The 15,529-nt window shown below is 66.0% G+C and carries 16 protein-coding genes; 4 read left to right on the forward strand and 12 right to left on the reverse strand.

Features of this window, described 5'->3' with window-relative positions; genetic code table 11:
• Positions 1 to 85: 85 nt before the first annotated feature.
• The 3 genes from uraD to ACSFBC_RS17600 are packed head-to-tail and all read right to left on the reverse strand — an operon-like array spanning position 86 to position 3,485.
• Positions 86 to 1,864 carry a 2-oxo-4-hydroxy-4-carboxy-5-ureidoimidazoline decarboxylase gene (gene uraD / locus ACSFBC_RS17590; RefSeq protein WP_435511627.1) on the reverse strand — a complete coding sequence of 593 codons (1,779 nt, stop codon included), beginning with the start codon at positions 1,862 to 1,864 and terminating at the stop codon, positions 86 to 88.
• Positions 1,861 to 2,823, reverse strand: coding sequence for an allantoinase PuuE (puuE, locus tag ACSFBC_RS17595; protein ID WP_435511628.1), 963 nt, complete (start codon positions 2,821 to 2,823; stop codon positions 1,861 to 1,863). Before puuE ends, uraD begins: the two co-directional genes overlap by 4 nt.
• Positions 2,820 to 3,485: a GntR family transcriptional regulator gene (locus tag ACSFBC_RS17600; RefSeq protein ID WP_435511629.1), complete on the reverse strand. Its 666-nt coding sequence runs from the start codon at positions 3,483 to 3,485 to the stop codon at positions 2,820 to 2,822. Before ACSFBC_RS17600 ends, puuE begins: the two co-directional genes overlap by 4 nt.
• 84 nt (positions 3,486 to 3,569) lie before the next feature.
• Here ACSFBC_RS17600 and uraH point away from each other — a divergent pair, with 84 nt between their 5' ends.
• Positions 3,570 to 3,920 (forward strand): hydroxyisourate hydrolase, encoded by a 351-nt coding sequence (gene uraH / locus ACSFBC_RS17605; RefSeq protein WP_435511630.1) that lies wholly within the window; start codon positions 3,570 to 3,572, stop codon positions 3,918 to 3,920.
• A gap of 4 nt (positions 3,921 to 3,924) precedes the next feature.
• Here uraH and ACSFBC_RS17610 read toward each other — a convergent pair whose 3' ends face one another.
• Positions 3,925 to 4,443 (reverse strand): hypothetical protein, encoded by a 519-nt coding sequence (locus tag ACSFBC_RS17610; protein WP_435511631.1) that lies wholly within the window; start codon positions 4,441 to 4,443, stop codon positions 3,925 to 3,927.
• A 68-nt stretch (positions 4,444 to 4,511) separates the two neighbouring features.
• Between ACSFBC_RS17610 and xdhC the strand changes: the two genes are divergently transcribed.
• Positions 4,512 to 5,312 (forward strand): xanthine dehydrogenase accessory protein XdhC, encoded by an 801-nt coding sequence (xdhC, locus tag ACSFBC_RS17615; protein WP_435511632.1) that lies wholly within the window; start codon positions 4,512 to 4,514, stop codon positions 5,310 to 5,312.
• 16 nt (positions 5,313 to 5,328) lie between these two features.
• Here xdhC and ACSFBC_RS17620 read toward each other — a convergent pair whose 3' ends face one another.
• Positions 5,329 to 5,682 (reverse strand): VOC family protein, encoded by a 354-nt coding sequence (locus ACSFBC_RS17620; RefSeq protein WP_435511633.1) that lies wholly within the window; start codon positions 5,680 to 5,682, stop codon positions 5,329 to 5,331.
• A 235-nt stretch (positions 5,683 to 5,917) separates the two neighbouring features.
• On the opposite strand from ACSFBC_RS17620, the gene ACSFBC_RS17625 reads away from it, so the two are divergent.
• A complete protein-coding gene (locus tag ACSFBC_RS17625) occupies positions 5,918 to 7,123 on the forward strand; it encodes a urate hydroxylase PuuD (protein WP_435511634.1) in 1,206 nt (401 codons plus the stop codon).
• Between the two features lie 559 nt (positions 7,124 to 7,682).
• Positions 7,683 to 7,847 (forward strand): hypothetical protein, encoded by a 165-nt coding sequence (locus tag ACSFBC_RS17630; protein WP_435511635.1) that lies wholly within the window; start codon positions 7,683 to 7,685, stop codon positions 7,845 to 7,847.
• A 23-nt stretch (positions 7,848 to 7,870) separates the two neighbouring features.
• Here the strand turns inward: ACSFBC_RS17630 and ACSFBC_RS17635 are convergent, their stop codons facing one another.
• The 7 genes from ACSFBC_RS17635 to ACSFBC_RS17665 form a co-directional block, all read right to left on the reverse strand.
• Complete coding sequence (locus tag ACSFBC_RS17635; protein ID WP_435511636.1) at positions 7,871 to 8,215, reverse strand: DUF3325 domain-containing protein; 345 nt, start codon at positions 8,213 to 8,215, stop codon at positions 7,871 to 7,873.
• Entirely contained in the window at positions 8,212 to 8,535 is a 324-nt protein-coding gene (locus ACSFBC_RS17640; RefSeq protein WP_435511637.1) for a DUF3649 domain-containing protein, read from the reverse strand. Before ACSFBC_RS17640 ends, ACSFBC_RS17635 begins: the two co-directional genes overlap by 4 nt.
• Before the next feature lie 5 nt (positions 8,536 to 8,540).
• The gene (locus ACSFBC_RS17645) at positions 8,541 to 9,260 is read right to left on the reverse strand and encodes a nickel uptake transporter family protein (protein WP_435511638.1); all 720 of its coding nucleotides are present in this window, start codon (positions 9,258 to 9,260) and stop codon (positions 8,541 to 8,543) included.
• Positions 9,257 to 10,891: a PepSY-associated TM helix domain-containing protein gene (locus tag ACSFBC_RS17650; protein ID WP_435511639.1), complete on the reverse strand. Its 1,635-nt coding sequence runs from the start codon at positions 10,889 to 10,891 to the stop codon at positions 9,257 to 9,259. Before ACSFBC_RS17650 ends, ACSFBC_RS17645 begins: the two co-directional genes overlap by 4 nt.
• Positions 10,892 to 10,928: 37 nt before the next feature.
• Positions 10,929 to 13,550, reverse strand: a complete 2,622-nt coding sequence (locus ACSFBC_RS17655; protein WP_435511640.1) for a TonB-dependent siderophore receptor — start codon at positions 13,548 to 13,550, stop codon at positions 10,929 to 10,931.
• A gap of 300 nt (positions 13,551 to 13,850) precedes the next feature.
• Positions 13,851 to 14,819 carry a FecR family protein gene (locus tag ACSFBC_RS17660; protein WP_435511641.1) on the reverse strand — a complete coding sequence of 323 codons (969 nt, stop codon included), beginning with the start codon at positions 14,817 to 14,819 and terminating at the stop codon, positions 13,851 to 13,853.
• Between the two features lie 61 nt (positions 14,820 to 14,880).
• Positions 14,881 to 15,456: a sigma-70 family RNA polymerase sigma factor gene (locus tag ACSFBC_RS17665; protein ID WP_435511642.1), complete on the reverse strand. Its 576-nt coding sequence runs from the start codon at positions 15,454 to 15,456 to the stop codon at positions 14,881 to 14,883.
• Positions 15,457 to 15,529 lie beyond the last annotated feature (73 nt).

Here is a 15,529-nt window from a genome sequence, read left to right on the forward strand (position 1 = left end):
CCGTGGAACCGGCTTTGCCGGGCCACCGGTGTTGCCCCCTTGAGGGGGAGGCAGCGACACGCAGTGCGCTGCATCGGGGGTGGGCTCATTCAGCGGCCAGGCCTTCGAGCAAGAGCTGGAAAGCCTGCACGGCCAACTGGATGTCGTCGTTGGTGCTCGATTCGAGCGGGTTGTGGCTGATGCCCGAGTTGATGCCGCGCACGAAGAGCATGGCCTGCGGCATGACTTCGTGCAGCTTCATGGCGTCGTGGCCGGCCCCGCTGGGCATGCGGAACAGCGGGATGCCCAGGGCATCGACCGCCTTCTCCCAACGCTGCTGCCAGGCGGGCGCGCTGGGCGCGGCGGCGGCGCGCATGGTCTCCTCCAGCTCGAAGCGCACGCCGCGGCGCTCGCAGATGGCTTGGAGTTCGGCCACCACGTCGGTCGCCAGCGCGTCGCGCTGCGCGTTGTCCGGCGCGCGCAGGTCGAGGCTGAACTTGCAGCGGCCCGGCACCACGTTGATCGAGCCGCTGGGCACTTCGAGCATGCCCACGGTGCCGACCGAGTCGCCATCCTTCGCGGCGCGCTGCTCGGTGTAGAGGATCAGCTCGGCCACCGCGGCAGCGGCGTCGCGGCGGCGGTCCATGGGCGTCGTGCCGGCGTGGCTGGCCATGCCGATCACCTCGCCCACGTAGCGCACGCTGCCGTTGATCGAGGTCACGATGCCCAGCGGCAGGTCGAGCTCGGTCAGCACCGGGCCCTGCTCGATATGCACCTCGACAAAGCCGAGGTAGCGCGCCGGATCGCGCTGGATCTTCGGGATGTCCTCCTGCTTGAGGCCGGCGTGCTGCATGGCCTCGCGCATGGTGATGCCGTCGGCGTCCTTCTGGTCGAGCCAGCGTGGATCGAAATGGCCGATGAGCGCGCCCGAGCCCAGGAAGGTGGCCTTGTAGCGCTGGCCTTCTTCCTCGGCGAAACCCACGACCTCGAAGGCGAAGGGCAGGCGCCTGTTCTGTTTCTTGAGTTCGCGCACGCAGGCGATCGGCACGAAGATGCCCAGCCGGCCGTCGTACTTGCCGCCGTTGCGCACGGTGTCGTAGTGCGAGCCGGTGAGCAGCGTCTTGGCGTCGGGCGTGGCGCCCTCGTAGCGGCCGACCACGTTGCCGACCGCGTCGATGTGCACGGTGTCGAAGCCCGTGGCCAGCATCAACGCCGAGATCTGCGCGGCGCAGGCGCGGTGCGCGTCGGTCAGGTAGGTGACGGTGAGCTGGCCCTTCTCGGCATAGCCGGGATCGGTGTGCACCGAGAGCTGCTCCTGCCAGTCCCAGACGTCGTTGCCCAGCGTGAGGTCGGCGGCGAACTTGTCGTCGAGCCGGATTTCGGCGATGCGGTGGATGTTGCGCAGCGCCTCGCCGCGCTCGAAGGCCGGATGGTGGTGCAGCCGGCGCGCGAAGGTTTCGATGATCTCGCGCTTGGGCAGGCCGGCACCGCGCGGGCCGCGCACCGCGAGGATGAAGGGGAAGCCGAACTTCGCGTTGTAGTCGGCGTTGAGCTGCTGGAGGGTGGCGAACTCTTCGGGCGTGCAGTCGGTCAGGCCGGCCTTGCGCTGCTCGTGGGTCGACTCGGCGGTCAGCGTCTTGCTGACCATGGCCTTGCCCGCGAGCTCGGGGTGGGCCGCGATCAGGCCGATCTGCTCGTCGGCCGAGGCGGTGTTCACGGCCTGCGCCAGCGCATGCTTGAGGTGCGCGAGCGAGCGGAAGGGTCGCGCGGTCAGCGCGCGCTCGGCGATCCAGGGCGAGTGCTCGTAGACACCGTCGAGCAGCGCGACGGCCTCCGCCGGTGCGGCGGCGTTGAGTTGGGCGACGGTGAGAGGGGTCAGACTCATGATGCGGCTCCGGCTTCAAAAGGATGTGTCTGCTTCCAGTGGCGTGCGATATCCACCCGGCGGCAGATCCACACCTTGTCGTGCTGTGCGATGTGGTCGAGGAAGCGCTGCAATGCGGTGATGCGGCCGGGCCGCCCCAGCAGGCGGCAATGCATGCCGATGCTCATCATCTTCGGGCTGTCGTCGCCGTTCGGGTCGCCTTCGGCATAGAGCGCGTCGAAGCTGTCCTTCATGTACTGGAAGAACGGGTCGGCGTGCGAGTAGCCCTGCGGCAGCGCGAAGCGCATGTCGTTGACGTCGAGCGTGTAGGGCACGATGAGCTGCGGCACCATGCTGCCGTCGGTCTTCTGCACCTTCATCCAGAACGGCAGGTCGTCGCCGTAGTAGTCGCTGTCGTATTCGAAGCCGCCGTAGTCGGCCACCAGCCGGCGCGTGCGCGGGCTGTCGCGGCCGGTGTACCAGCCCAGCGCGCGTTCGCCGGTGAGCTGTTCGATGGCTTCCATGCCCAGGCGCATGTGCTCGCGCTCGGTGGCTTCGTCGAGGTTCTGGTAGTGGATCCAGCGCCAGCCGTGGCAGGCGATCTCGTGGCCCAGTTCCTGGAAGGCGGCCGTGAGTTCGGGGTAGCGCTGCAGCGCCATGCCCACGCCGAACACCGTCAGCGGCAGGCCGCGCTTCTCGAACTCGCGCAGGATGCGCCAGACGCCGGCCCGCGAGCCGTACTCGTAGATGCCTTCCATGCTGATGTGGCGGTCCGGGTAGCTGGCCGGATTGAACATCTCCGACAGGAACTGCTCGGAGCCCGCGTCGCCGTGCAGCGTGGCGTTCTCGCCGCCTTCCTCGTAGTTGAGGACGAACTGCACCGCGATGCGGGCGCCGCCGGGCCAGCGTGCATGCGGCGGATTGCGGCCGTAGCCCACCAGGTCGCGCGGGTAAGGCAGGGTGGAGTCGTAAACGGTCATGACAAGGCTTGCGAGATGTCGTTGGTGGGCACTTTGCGGTCGAAGGTCAGTTCGGCCTCGACGTGTTCGAGGTGTTCGGTCATGAGGCGCACGGCGCGCTCTTCGTCGCGGGCGGCCAGTGCCTTCACGATGTCGGCGTGCTCGTCGTGCGAATGCTCGGCCGCGGTGCTGCTCTGGTACATCAACGTGATGAGTGCGCAACGCGAGACCAGTTCGCCCAGCATCTGCGCCAGTACTTCGTTGCCCATGAGCTCGGCCATGCGCACGTGGAAGTCGCCCAGCAGTTCGTTGCGCTGCCGTGCGCTGCCGCCGGACACCGCGTCCTTCTCGTGCGCCACGTGTTCGCGCAGCGCCTTGATCCGGGCCGGCGTGCTCTGGCGCACGAAGGCGCGCGTCATCTCGGCTTCGAGCATGCGGCGCACCGCGAAGACCTGCCGCGCCTCGTCGACCGTGGGCGCGGCCACGAAGGCGCCGCGCGCGGGCTCGAGCCGGATCAGCCGGTTCTGCGACAGCTGGAACAGCGCCTGGCGCACCAGCGTGCGCGAGACGCCGAAATGATCGGCCAGTTTCTGCTCGGCGAGCTTGCTGCCGGGCTGCAGGCGGTGCTCGACAATCGCCTTGGTCAGTGCGTCGACGATCGCGCCGGTGGTGGAGGGCTCCATGCTTTCATGATAGACCCGAATCCCACAACTGTATACACTTTTGTCCACCAAACTACCGGCACTGCCGGACCGAAGGAGCGAGCTATGGGCCTGAGCACCCACGTACTGGACACGATGCATGGCGGGCCCGCCGCGGGCATGACGGTGGCGCTGTACACCACGCAAGGCGAACAGGCCACGCTGGTCAAGCGCTTCACGCTGAACGCCGACGGCCGCAGCGACGGGCCGCTGTACGACAACGACAGCCTGCGCGCGGGCACCTACCGCCTGACCTTCGACGTGGCGGGGTATTTCAAGGCGCGCGGCGTGCAGCTGCCCGAGCCCAATTTCCTGGACAAGGTCTCGCTCGATTTCGGCGTGGCCCACACCGACCAGCACTACCACGTGCCCTTGCTGGTCAGCCCGTGGAGCTATTCCACGTACCGCGGGTCCTGAGCGGCTACAGCTGGCCCTCGGTGAGGGTGTCCAGCTGGAAGCGGCCGCCCTTGTCCCAGAGCCAGGTGTCGGTCCAGGTCACGGCGCCCAGGCGCTGTGCGACCGGGAAGGGCGCGGCCGCGAGCACGGTGCGCTCGATCTCGGCGATCACTTCGGGAGCGTGCTGCGGCGCACGCATCCAGTGCATCGACAGCACCTTGCCGCCGGTGTCCAGGTTCACCTGCAGCGTGCCCACGGCATAGAGCACGGCGGGCAGCTTGCCGCTGTAGATGCGGTCCTTGTTGGCGTCGTAGACGTGGCGCGCCGCGTCGCGCCGGTAGTCGCGCGGGTTGGCCGCGACCGAGGCCCGCGGCACCGGCTGCTGGACCGGGCCCGTCGGCGCGGAGGTGGCGCCGCTGAGCTGGCCGGGCACCTGGCCGGGCGTGGTGGCGGTGGGGGCGGTGCCGCAACCGGCGAGCCAGAGCGTGGCGGACAGGGCGGCGGCGAGCGCGACATGGCGCGGTGTGGGGCAGGGAAAAATCATCGCCGTTGTTATACCGTGCATACGCCTGGCGCACGCAACGGCGTGTGATCCGGGAGGACAATCCCGCGATGATCCCGGCCCTCGACCAACTGCTGCAGCGCCTCGGCCGCGAGGCCGCGGTGCTGGTGCGCGTCGCGTCGACACAGGGCTCGGTGCCGCGCGAGGCCGGCACCTGGATGGCGGTCTGGCAGGGCGACCTGACCGGCACCATCGGCGGTGGCCAGCTGGAATTCCAGGCGGTGCAGGAGGCGCGTGCCTGGTTGGCCGGCGGAGACCCGATCGAGACCGTGCGCCGCTACCCTCTGGGTCCCAGCCTCGGTCAATGCTGCGGCGGCGTGGTGTTCCTGGCCTTCCAGCGGGTCACCGCGTGCGATGTGCCGGTGCTGACCCGCGAGCTCGGCGCGCACTTCAAGCCGGTCGCGCTGTTCGGCGGCGGCCATGTGGGTGCCGCGCTGGCCCGGCTGATGGCCACGCTGCCGTTCTCGGTGCGCTGGATCGACAGCCGCGAGGGCGTGTTCGCGCCCGCGCTGCCGGTGCAGATCGAGACCGAACACTCCGAGCCGGTGCAGGGCGCGGTGGCCGGGCTGGCGCCGGGCTCGCGCGTGCTGATCATGAGCTTCAGCCATGCCGAGGACTTCGACGTGGTGGTGGCCTGCCTGCAGCGCCTGCGTGCGCGCGACGACCTGCCTTTCGTGGGCCTGATCGGCAGCAAGACCAAGTGGGCGACCTTCCGTCACCGGCTGGAGGCGCGCGGCTTCACGCCCGAGGAGCTGGCGCGCATCACCTGCCCGATCGGCGTGCCGGGCATCGAGGGCAAGGAGCCCGAGGTGATCGCGGTCGCGGTGGCGGCGCAACTGCTGATGCAGTGAGCCCGGCCGGGCCGGCTCAGGGCGTCGACCAGACCGCCAGTTCGTAGCCGTCGGGGTCCACGAAGTGGAAGCGTCGGCCGCCCGGGAATGCGAACACCGGCCGGGAGATCGTCGCGCCCGCAGCCTCGATGCGCCGCTGCGTCTCGGCCAGATCGTCGGCGTACAGGATCACCAGCGGGCCGCCGGGGCGCACCGGTTCGCCGGTGGTGAAGCCGCCGGTCAGCCGGCCGTCGCTGAACTCGGTGTAGGTCGGACCGTAGTCGGTGAAGGACCAGCCGAACACGGCGCCATAGAAAGCCTTGCTGCGCGCGATGTCCGCGACGTTGAACTCGATGTTGTCGATCTGCCGGTCTCGGCCTGTGGCTGCCATGGGGGAATGTTGCTGAGTGAAGGTGGCCCGAATTGTGCAATGCGATCCGGTAAATCCCTGCCCCTAAAAACCACCAACCACGCCGAGATTGTGTATACACTTTGGTCCACAACAAGCCGCAGCGGAGCGAGGTCGCCAGACCTGCGTTCGCGGCCATTCATCTGCTTACAGCGCCCGCAGTGGTGAGCAGATTCAAACTCTCACAAGGCGCACCCACGCGCCGACAAGGTTGAGCATGGAAAGCTACTACCTCGACTGGGCCAACCTGCTGCTGCGCTGGGTCCACGTCATCACCGCCGTCGCCTGGATCGGTGCCTCCTTCTATTTCGTGATGCTGGACAACAGCCTCGAGAAACCGCAGGACGCCGAGTCGCTCGACAAGGGCGTCGGCGGCGAGCAATGGGCGGTGCACGGCGGCGGCTTCTACAACATGCAGAAGTACACGCTGGCGCCCAAGAAGGTGCCCGACCACCTGCACTGGTCGTATTGGGAAAGCTATTCGACCTGGCTCACCGGCTTCGCGCTGTTCACGATGTCCTATCTGTGGAACGCCAGCACCTACCTGATCGACAAGAGCAAGATGGACTGGGAGCCGGGTGCCGCGATCTCGGTGGCACTCGCGTTCTTCGTGGTGTTCTGGATCGTCTACGACGGCATCTGCCAGATCTTCGGGCGACGCAAGAACGGCGACACCATCGTCGGCGTGCTGATCGCCCTCTTCATCGTGTTCGCGACCTGGCTGGCCTGCCAGTGGTTCGCCGGCCGCGCGGCCTTCCTGCTGGTCGGTGCCATGATGGCCACGACCATGAGCGGCAACGTGTTCTTCTGGATCATCCCGGGCCAGCGCAAGAACGTGCAGGCGTTGCGCGAGGGCCGGCCGGTCGACCCGGTGCACGGCCAGCGCGGCAAGCAGCGCAGCGTGCACAACACCTACTTCACGCTGCCGGTGCTGTTCGCGATGCTGAGCAACCACTACAGCTTCACCTACACCCACAAGTACAACTGGGTCGTGCTGCTGCTGATCATGCTGGGCGGCGCGGCCATTCGCCAGTTCTTCGTGGTGCGTCACCGCTTCAAGCTGGGCAATGCGCGCCATCCGCTGCCTTACGCGCTGTTCGGCATCGCGGTGCTGGGCCTGACCATCGTCTGGATGAAGCCCGAGCCGGTGGCCGCGCCCGTGGCCGGCGCCGTGGTGCCCAAGGTGGCTTTCGGCGACGTGCAGAAGGTGCTGGAGCAGCGCTGCTACATGTGCCACGGCGCGGCTGTGCAGATGAAGAACGTGCGGCTCGACACGCCCGACCAGATCACGGCCCATGCACAGGCGGTGTACCAGCAGGTGGTGGTCACGAAGATCATGCCGATGAACAACGCCACGCAGATGACCGACGCGGAACGCGCGCTGATCGGCCGCTGGTTCCAGGCTGGCGCAAAGACCGACTGAGCGTCGGTTCCAAAGGTTGGTTGAGGGCGCTACGCATGGCTTTGACGGTGTCAAGGCGTCTTCCATCAAAGATGATTGGGCAAAGGATGGAAAGGGCGCATGGGTCCAAATCACTCCTGACCCGGCGGCAGCTCGCGAGGTCGAACGCGAAGTGGTCGAATTCATAAGGGCAACTCTCACTAAGTAGGTTCCTCGCGAGAATGGCTGACCCTAGGCGTTGATTTCACCCCACGTGTAGCCGGATACCTTGCCCATCTCAAAGCGACGCAATCGTTCGACCGAGCACGGCAAGCAGAACTCAACGCGCGGCTCTCCACACTTGCACTGCCGCCTGCCTGTGAGGCGATGGCGCACCAAAGAGTCGCGGACGTGCTGCCGCCCCAATGACCGCGGAGCGCGCCTGCTCCACTTCGCGCAACAGGGTGGTCAGCTTGAACCTGCAGGGCAATAGAGGCACCAGATCCTTCTCGCCCGGCGGCGACGGAATCTGCGCGCCCCGCGCCACCGCAGAACATCCCCGCGCGTGGTGACTTCCATTGCGCCGAGAAGGTCTCGCTCGATGGTTAAATACCTCCAGCCTCAGGTGGGCATCGTCGTGCGCATCAACCAGCGCACCGCCACCGTCGACACCGGCAATAGGCATTCATGGCGAGTGCCGTTCCACATGCTGCGCCACGTCTTCGACATCTGTGTGTTCGGCCGTGGTCAAGAGGCCATGCGCTGACGCTTTCCGCTTCTCCACCTCGTTCATCCCGTGATGAGGGACAGCATGACGACGGCGCCCGATGCGATGGCCGCACCTGCGGTCCAGCGTGGGATGTAGAGCAGCGTCCAGGCGACCAGCATGGCGCCCGCCGTGAGCAAGCCGCACCACAGGACCAGGCCCACGCTCCAACCCGAGCCGGCGATGCAGCGCCAGAGGCCCAGCGCCAGCAGCAGCCAGCCCGCGATGCGCAAGCCGATTCGATGCCGGCGCGAAGGCTCGTCGCGGCCCGTCAGTTGCGCGTAGTGCCGGTCGATCGCCAGACTCAACGCAGCCATGCCGGCAAAGCACAGGGCGGGCGCGGTGAACGATGCGAATGCGCTGCTCATGCCACGCGCTTCAGAATCAGCAGCAGCACGCCCAGCACGGCCGCGCTGGCAGCCAGCCCGAGCCAGGCCCGCGTGGCGCTGCGCGGGGTGAAGACCCACATCAGTACCACCGCGTAGATTGCGAAGCTCCACAGCGTGGCTGTCAGCACCGACTCCGCGCGCGATGCATCGGAGATGCGCGGCAGCAGCAGCGCCAGCGCTGCGGTAAAGAGCGCCGCGAGCGCATAGCCGCCCACGGCGGCGGCCAGCACGCGGCTGACCACGTGCCAGCGGTAGCGGGCACTCTCGCTGCACAGAAGGGAGCGGATCGGTACGCTCATCGCCCTCACTGCGCCACGAAACTCAGCGTGGTCGTGTAGCCGAGCTTCTCGACTTTCTGGCCGGCAACCTCCACCTCGCCCACCGCCGGCGCCTCATGCGTTCCGATCAGGATGTAGCGGCCCTTGTCCTTGACCGACACCTCGATGCGGCCGGCCTTGTCGGTCTTGAAGCCCTTGGTCCACTTGTCGGGCGTGACCACCGTCACTTTTTTGTCTGCTTGCGGCTGACCCTTGAACAGCAGCGTGAAGGTGTTGCCATTGGCCGTGACCGGCACCAGCTCGAAGTCCAGCACCGCCTGGGTGTCGCTTCGGCCGGCGCGCGAAGTGAACACAGCCGCTTGGAACTTGCCGTCGCGTCCCTTCCAGGGTTTGAAGACCTGGTCGTTGTACAGGCGCACGTCGGCTGCGCCAGAAACTGCTGCTTCCAAGTAGTCCTCCTTGACGGCGAGCTTGGCCAGGCTCTTGGGGTCCGTGGTGAATACCTGCGTGGTGGCGGCCAACTTGGCGACAGATTCGCCAGTGTCGTGCGCATCGTCGGCATCGCCGACATAGACGCGCACCGGGCCGGCGGCATCACGCTCCAGCCAGACCTGGTGGGCTTGGGCGCCCAGAGCGCCGGATGCGAGGGCCAGGGTGAGGATGGATTTCTTGAACATGGATGGGTCCTTGGATTGAGAGAGAAGACGAAAGGAAAAACGGGGGAAGGAAATCGGGCGCAGCGTCACGTTGCCTCTGCCGGGGGCGACTCGATGCGAGGCGCAGACACTGGGCGCGCCGCCCGGGGCTGGACGGCGCCGGCGTGAAGCCTTCGCCGCACCCGGAGCGCCGCCATGGCGAAGAACGCTCCCAGCGTCAGGGCGGTGAGATCGAAGCCCGCGAGCACCCAGTCGCCCGCGGGGAGCGTCACGCCCAGGTGCCGGTGTGTGGTCAGCGCGTTGAGCACAGGCAGCAGCGCAAAGACGCCGGCCGCGATCCAGAGTTCGTCGACCCAGGCGCGCAGCGCAGGGCGGAAAGCCGGATAGACCAGCATCGCAGCCCAGGCGATGAACATCGCGTGCACTTCCCAATCGCGCCGACCCGCGAAGTCCGCCGGGATCAGGCGGTTGGCCCAGAAGTAGATGGCGATGGCCACGGGCAGGCCCGCGATGGCGCCGATGTTCAGGCACTGCACCAGCCGGAAGCCGAACTCGGGGCGCCGGCCGGCCTTCTGCAGCTTGTCCTGCTTGACCTTGCGCTTGACCGTCCACAGCACCAGGCCGGTTGCGATCATGGCGCAGCCCAGCAGGCCCACGAGGAAGTACGCCCAGCGCAGCAGCGCACCGGCAAAGAGCCCTTCGTGCAGCGCCAGCAGCGTCATCTGGGTCTGGCGAGCCGCCGACGCCGGCGCTTCGTCGACCGGCGCGCCGGTGGCACCGCGGAACCGCAAGCTTGGGGGGGCGATGTCCGGGCCACCTTCCGCCCGCGCGCGCACGGTCACGATGGCGGCTGCATCGCCCGGATATTGCACCCAGAGACTACCCACGCGTCCTGCCCCCCATTGATGCTCTGCCGTGCGCATCGCATCGACCAGCGGAGCCAGCGTCGTGGGCTGCCCCAAGGGCCGGGCCCGGTTGGCTGGCAGGAGTTCGCCCTGGTATTGCTGGCGGCTCTCCGGCCCGACACCATAAGCGGCGGACCTGCCGGCGGGCATGTATTCGTACATGAAGAACACCAACCCGCTGTAGGTGATCATCAGGAAGAAAGGCAGCGAGGTGACGCTGATGAGATTGTGCGCATCGCGCCACGAGCGCTGGCCCTTTCCTGGTCGAAACGTGAAGAAGTCAGCAAAGATCTTCTTGTGCGTGACGATGCCACTGAGGATGGCGATCAGCATGAACATGGAGCAGATGCCCACAAGCCGTATCGCGACGTCGTAAGGCATGTAGCGCAGCTCATAGTGCATCCGATAGAGCAACTGGCCGCCACCGGTTTGTCGCACCTTCTGCGCAGACACCGTGTCGCCGGTCGCCGCATCTAGCGCGGCGCGCTGCGCGCGGCCCCGTTGGCCGCGAGAGGCACCCGTCCCCTGCCAAGACACCTCGAGCTGCGGCTGCGCACGACTGCCCGGTAGGTCGATGCTCCAGAACTGCGCTCCCGGCGCTACTTTCTCTAGGTGTGCCTGGGCCATTGCGACCATGCCGGAGATGTCGGCGGAAGGCGCCGGCGCGAGCGGAAGTTCCGGCCGCATCCAGCGGTCGATCTCGTGAGAGAAGTAGCCGGCCGTCCCCGTAACGAACACAAAAAACAGCACCCAACCAACGGTCAGGCCAGCCCAGGTATGCAGCCAGGCCATGCACTGGCGAAATCCCTCTTTCATGGATGACGATTCGGCGGCTGCTTGGGAGAGTCGACCATCATCGGAACTTGCCGCGCAGCGTCACCATCACGTTGCGCGGTTCGCCGTAGAAGTTGCCGCCGGACGAACCGGCCAGTGTGCGGTAGTAGGTCTTGTCGAACAGATTGTTGACGTTCAGCGTGACCGTCCATTGTGGGTTGACGCGGTACTCGGCCATGGCGTTCCACACGGCATATCCGGCTTGTGTGTAGTCGTACGCGACCGACGGGCCGTTGTACTGCCCGGTCGCGGCGTTGAAGCCCGCCGCCGTGCCCTTCACGTACTGCGCACTCTGGACCGTCGCGCCGCCGCCGATCTTCCACGCTGCCAGCACGTCGGGGAGTTGCCAGGTGCCCCACAGCTTGATGAGATGCCGCGGTGTGATCGTGCTGAAGGCCGCGTTCTCGGTCTTGTTGCGGTTGTCGTTGTAGGTGTAGCCCGCGGTCAGGTTCACGCCGCGCGCGACCTCGCCGTTGACCTCCGCATCGAAACCCTGGCTGATGACCTTGCCCTGGGCCAGGTAGCAGCAGCTTCCGGCGAAAGCCGAGCTGGACGACGTGTAGTTCGGGTCGCGAACGGCGCGCCCGTCCTGCACGATGCGGTAGATCGCAAAGGCGGCGTTGAGCCGTCCATCGAGCAGCTCACCCTTCACGCCCACTTCGGCATTGCTGCCGCGCATCGGATCGAGCCCGGTGCCGGGCGCAGGGCCGGCCTTCAGGTTGGCCTGCGGCTTGTAGATTTCGGCGTAACTCACATAGCCGCTCCACGTATCGCTGAAGTCGTAGACCAGGCCACCGAACGGCGTGACCTTGGTGGGCTCCGAGTAGTTCGTGATGCTGCTGACCGACCAGGCCCCGTTCGTGCCCAGGGTGCTGTAGACCTGGTTGTACTTGTACTTGTTGGCACGCGCGCCAAGGATCAGCTTTGTCCTGTCGGCCACTTCCAGCCGCAACGTGCCGTACATGCCGTACTGCTTTTGCTCATTCGGTGAGTAGTCTCGCGTCCAGTTGCCTGTGGGGGGCTCGGGCCAGGGCGTCAGGTCGGGATTGAAGACGTTGACGGGCCGGCCCGAGGGAAAGGCCCCCGCATGAACGGGCGTGCCCTGCCAGCGGCTGGTGATGTCCTGGGTGTCCGCGCCGAGCAGCACTTCGTGCGTGCGGCCGAACAGGTCGAAGGCGCCACTCAGGTTCAGATCGAACAGGCTCTGCTCGTTCGAGGTCGCAGTGGTCGTGCCGCGCCACAGGCTGGTCTGGCCGTTCAGGGCGACGGCGCCCTGGTAGAAGCCGCCCTTCTGATAACCCTCTTGCTGCGTTCGGGTGGCGTTGGCGCGCAGCGTCCAGCGGTTGGCCAGGCGCCAGGCCAGCTTGGCGAACACCTCTTTCGAATCGATGTCGCGGAACGACCAGTCCGTGGTCAACCCCGTGCTTCGGGGCAACCCGATATCGGCACCGTTGCTGTATCGCGGCACCGTGGCTGAGGTTCCGTTGGCGCGCACGCGTTGCTCGCGCGCACCCAGCGTCAGCACGGCGCGAGGGCCGATATCCGCCTCGAGAACGCCATAGAACAAGGGGTTCTCGGTCGAGTTGTTGTCATAGAAGTAGTCCCGCTTCTCGTAGGCGACTACCGCGCGGCCACGCAATTTCCCGTCGAAAGCCAGGGGGCCGGACGCGTCGATTTCAGTGCGGTAGTTGTCCCAGCTCCCGGCCGACAGCGTCACACCGAACTGCGGTGTGACCGTCGGCATCTTGCGCACCAAGTTGACGGCGCCACCCGGGTTGCCCGTGCCGTTCAGTAGGCCGGCCGCGCCGCGCAACAGTTCGACGCGGTCGTACTCGGCCAGGTCGTAGGTGGCATAGCCATAAACGCTGGAGGATGTGGACAGGGGAGCGCCACCGTCGAACTGAATGCTGTCGATCTCGAAACCGCGCGAATAGATTTTCTCGAAGCGGTCCTCCCCATCCTGGACGGTAATGCCGACAGCCTGCTCGGCGGCCTTGCCCACGCTGGTGATGTTCTGGTCGGCCAGTCGCTGGTGGGTGAGGACCGACACGGACTGCGGCAGTTCGCGCATTGCCTGGGCCGTCTTGCCCACGGTGATGGCTTCGCTTGTGTAGGAGCCGGTGCCTTCGCTTTCGCCGTCGCGGCGGGCAGTGACTCGGATTTCGCGAAGGGAATATTCTGACGCCGAAGAAACTTCTGCAGTCCGTTCAAGCAGGTAGCTCCCGTTTTCCTGCGGGATCGCTTGCACTCCGCTGCCCTTGAGTATTGCGGCCAACCCGGCCTGGGGGGTAAACGTGCCGTGCAAGCCAAGGCTTTTCTTGTTTTGCGCCATGTCGATAGAGCCAGCAACCAGGATGCCGGCTTCACCTAGGAAGCGTGTCAGCACGTCGCTGAGCGGGCCCGCCGGGATGTCATATCGGCGCGAGGTGTCTGCAGTCGCCCTCTGCTCCGCACGCCGGGCAGTAGGGTCAGAGGTGCCCTGAGCCTGCGCATGGGATACCCAGCCGCCTGCAGAAGCCACGCTGCCGGCCAACAACAGATGAAGAAGTGCGGATGAGGGCGCGGGCACACAACGAGCGGGCACCGAAGCGGCCGCTTCGGTGGATGGCGCGGAACGACAGAGCGAACGATGGCGGAACATGAAACCCTTTTCCTCAATTGATTCAATACAGAGACGCGAACTCCTTTCCTGCCCATCGCGCAACTGCGCCCCCAGGGCTGCCGTGGCTTCGACTTGAGTCTTAGGGGTCTGGCTGGGCGACCGAACCGCTGGCATGGCGCCGAGGGGTGGATCGTTGCGCGGTGGTTTGAAGTTCCTGCCGTGTTAATCGAACAGCTCGGGAAAATGTGGAAGTCCTCTTTTGAACTTCCTTACAAAACTATCTGTGCCTGACTGCTCTCATCGCGTCGGCAGAACGACGGGCCTGTCGAAAAGGCCGCATCACCTCGTAGAGCGGGCTTCAGGCGCATGGGCCTCGATGGTTGTCCACCAGGGCAGCGGTTGGCGCGTCTGGATGGGTAGCACAGCACGAAGCATGGCCAGTGCGCGATCCGTGTCGTTGAGTGGATAGCTGCCCAGCACCGGCAGGTCGGCGATTTCCGAGGCCAACGCCAAGTGTCCGGCATGGTAAGGACGCAGTTCGGAGACGACTTCGGACAGGGGAATGCCATTGGCCAGCAGGATCCCTCGGCGCCATGCTTCGCGCGCCGGATCCGCGGGCTCGGCAGCAGCGATCGCGCTGGCATCAAAGCGGGCTTGCCGTCCCGCGCGAAGGAGTAGCGTGTCTCCGCTGCCTGCGGTTTTCACTTCCACGGCACCGTCATACACCGCAATGAAGGTGTCATCGCCCTCCATCCTGGTGGTGAAGCGCGTGCCCAAAGCTCGCAGGCGTCCGTGGGGAGTGTCTACGACGAACGGCCGCGTTGGGTCAGGCGCCGTTTCGATCAGGATTTCGCCGGTTCGCAACCTCAAACGGCGCAAGTCGGCGCTGTAATACTGATCGAAGGCACTCGCGGTGTTGAGCCATACATTCGTGCCATCGAGCAATGCGGTCTGGCGCATCTCGCCGGTGCCGGTGCGGTGGTCCGCCACCCATGCCATCGCCAAGTCAGGCAAGGGCGTATGACGCCACAAGCGCCAACCAAGAAGCCCCGACCCTGCCGTGCCTGCCACGCTGAGCAGCAGGCGTCGTCGGGCCAACCGAGCGTTGGCCGAGTCATAGGCATCCACGGCCAATCGGGGGGCCGGGCTAGCCTGGATGGGCTGGAACCGTTGGCTTATGCGTTCGACGAAGACCCATGCTTGACGGTGCTCCGCGCTGCTGTCCATCCAGGTTTGCCAGCGAGTGCGGTCGACATCGGTCGCCTCACCGGACTGCAACACGGAGAACCATGTGGCTGCATGTTCCATTGCGTCATGCGACGGCTGAGTCGCTGCCACCCCGACAGGGACCAGAGGGCGGCTCACGCTGTCAAGGTCTCGCAACAGGGCCGCTTTCCGGTGGGAGCACGGTCATCAGTCGGCCGTCGGTCAAATGCCGAGCTTCAAGCTTCATGCAATGGAGCATGGCCTGCGCGATATAGGTTCCCACCATGCGTGAGGAGACACCCAGTTCCTGTGCGACCTCTTGATGCGTCATCTGGCAGGCCATCGACAGCACGAAAGCCCGCGCCGTCTTGAGAGGAAGGCTTCCGAGCAAGACATCGATCTCCTGCAGCGCCTCCAGCACCATTGCCTGATGTTCCGCCGAAGGAGCCAACGCTTCCGGACGATTCGCCAGTGTGTCGAGCCAGGCCTGTTCGATTTCGCGCCGGCGCCACAGATCGATGCACAGACCGTTGGCCATGGTGCGCAGATAGACGCGAGCCTTCGGCACGCTTTCGAACTGGCGGGGACTTGCTAGAAGACGCACAAAGGCATCCTGCGCAAGATCTGCAGCATCGAACGCGTTGCCGAGGCGGCGTCGCAGCCACCCCTGCAGCCACCCGTGGTGTGTGGCATACAGGTTCTCGATACTCGGCAGTTCGTTGCAAAGGTGCGCGGCCACGGGACATCCCAATCAATACGATGACAATGCCCGTCATGCAGATGCTGAGATGTGGCGGCGGCTGGACCTGTAG

Origin of the sequence: Variovorax frigidus, from assembly GCF_051216515.1 — a bacterium.
In the GTDB taxonomy this organism is placed as follows: Bacteria; Pseudomonadota; Gammaproteobacteria; order Burkholderiales; family Burkholderiaceae_C; genus Variovorax.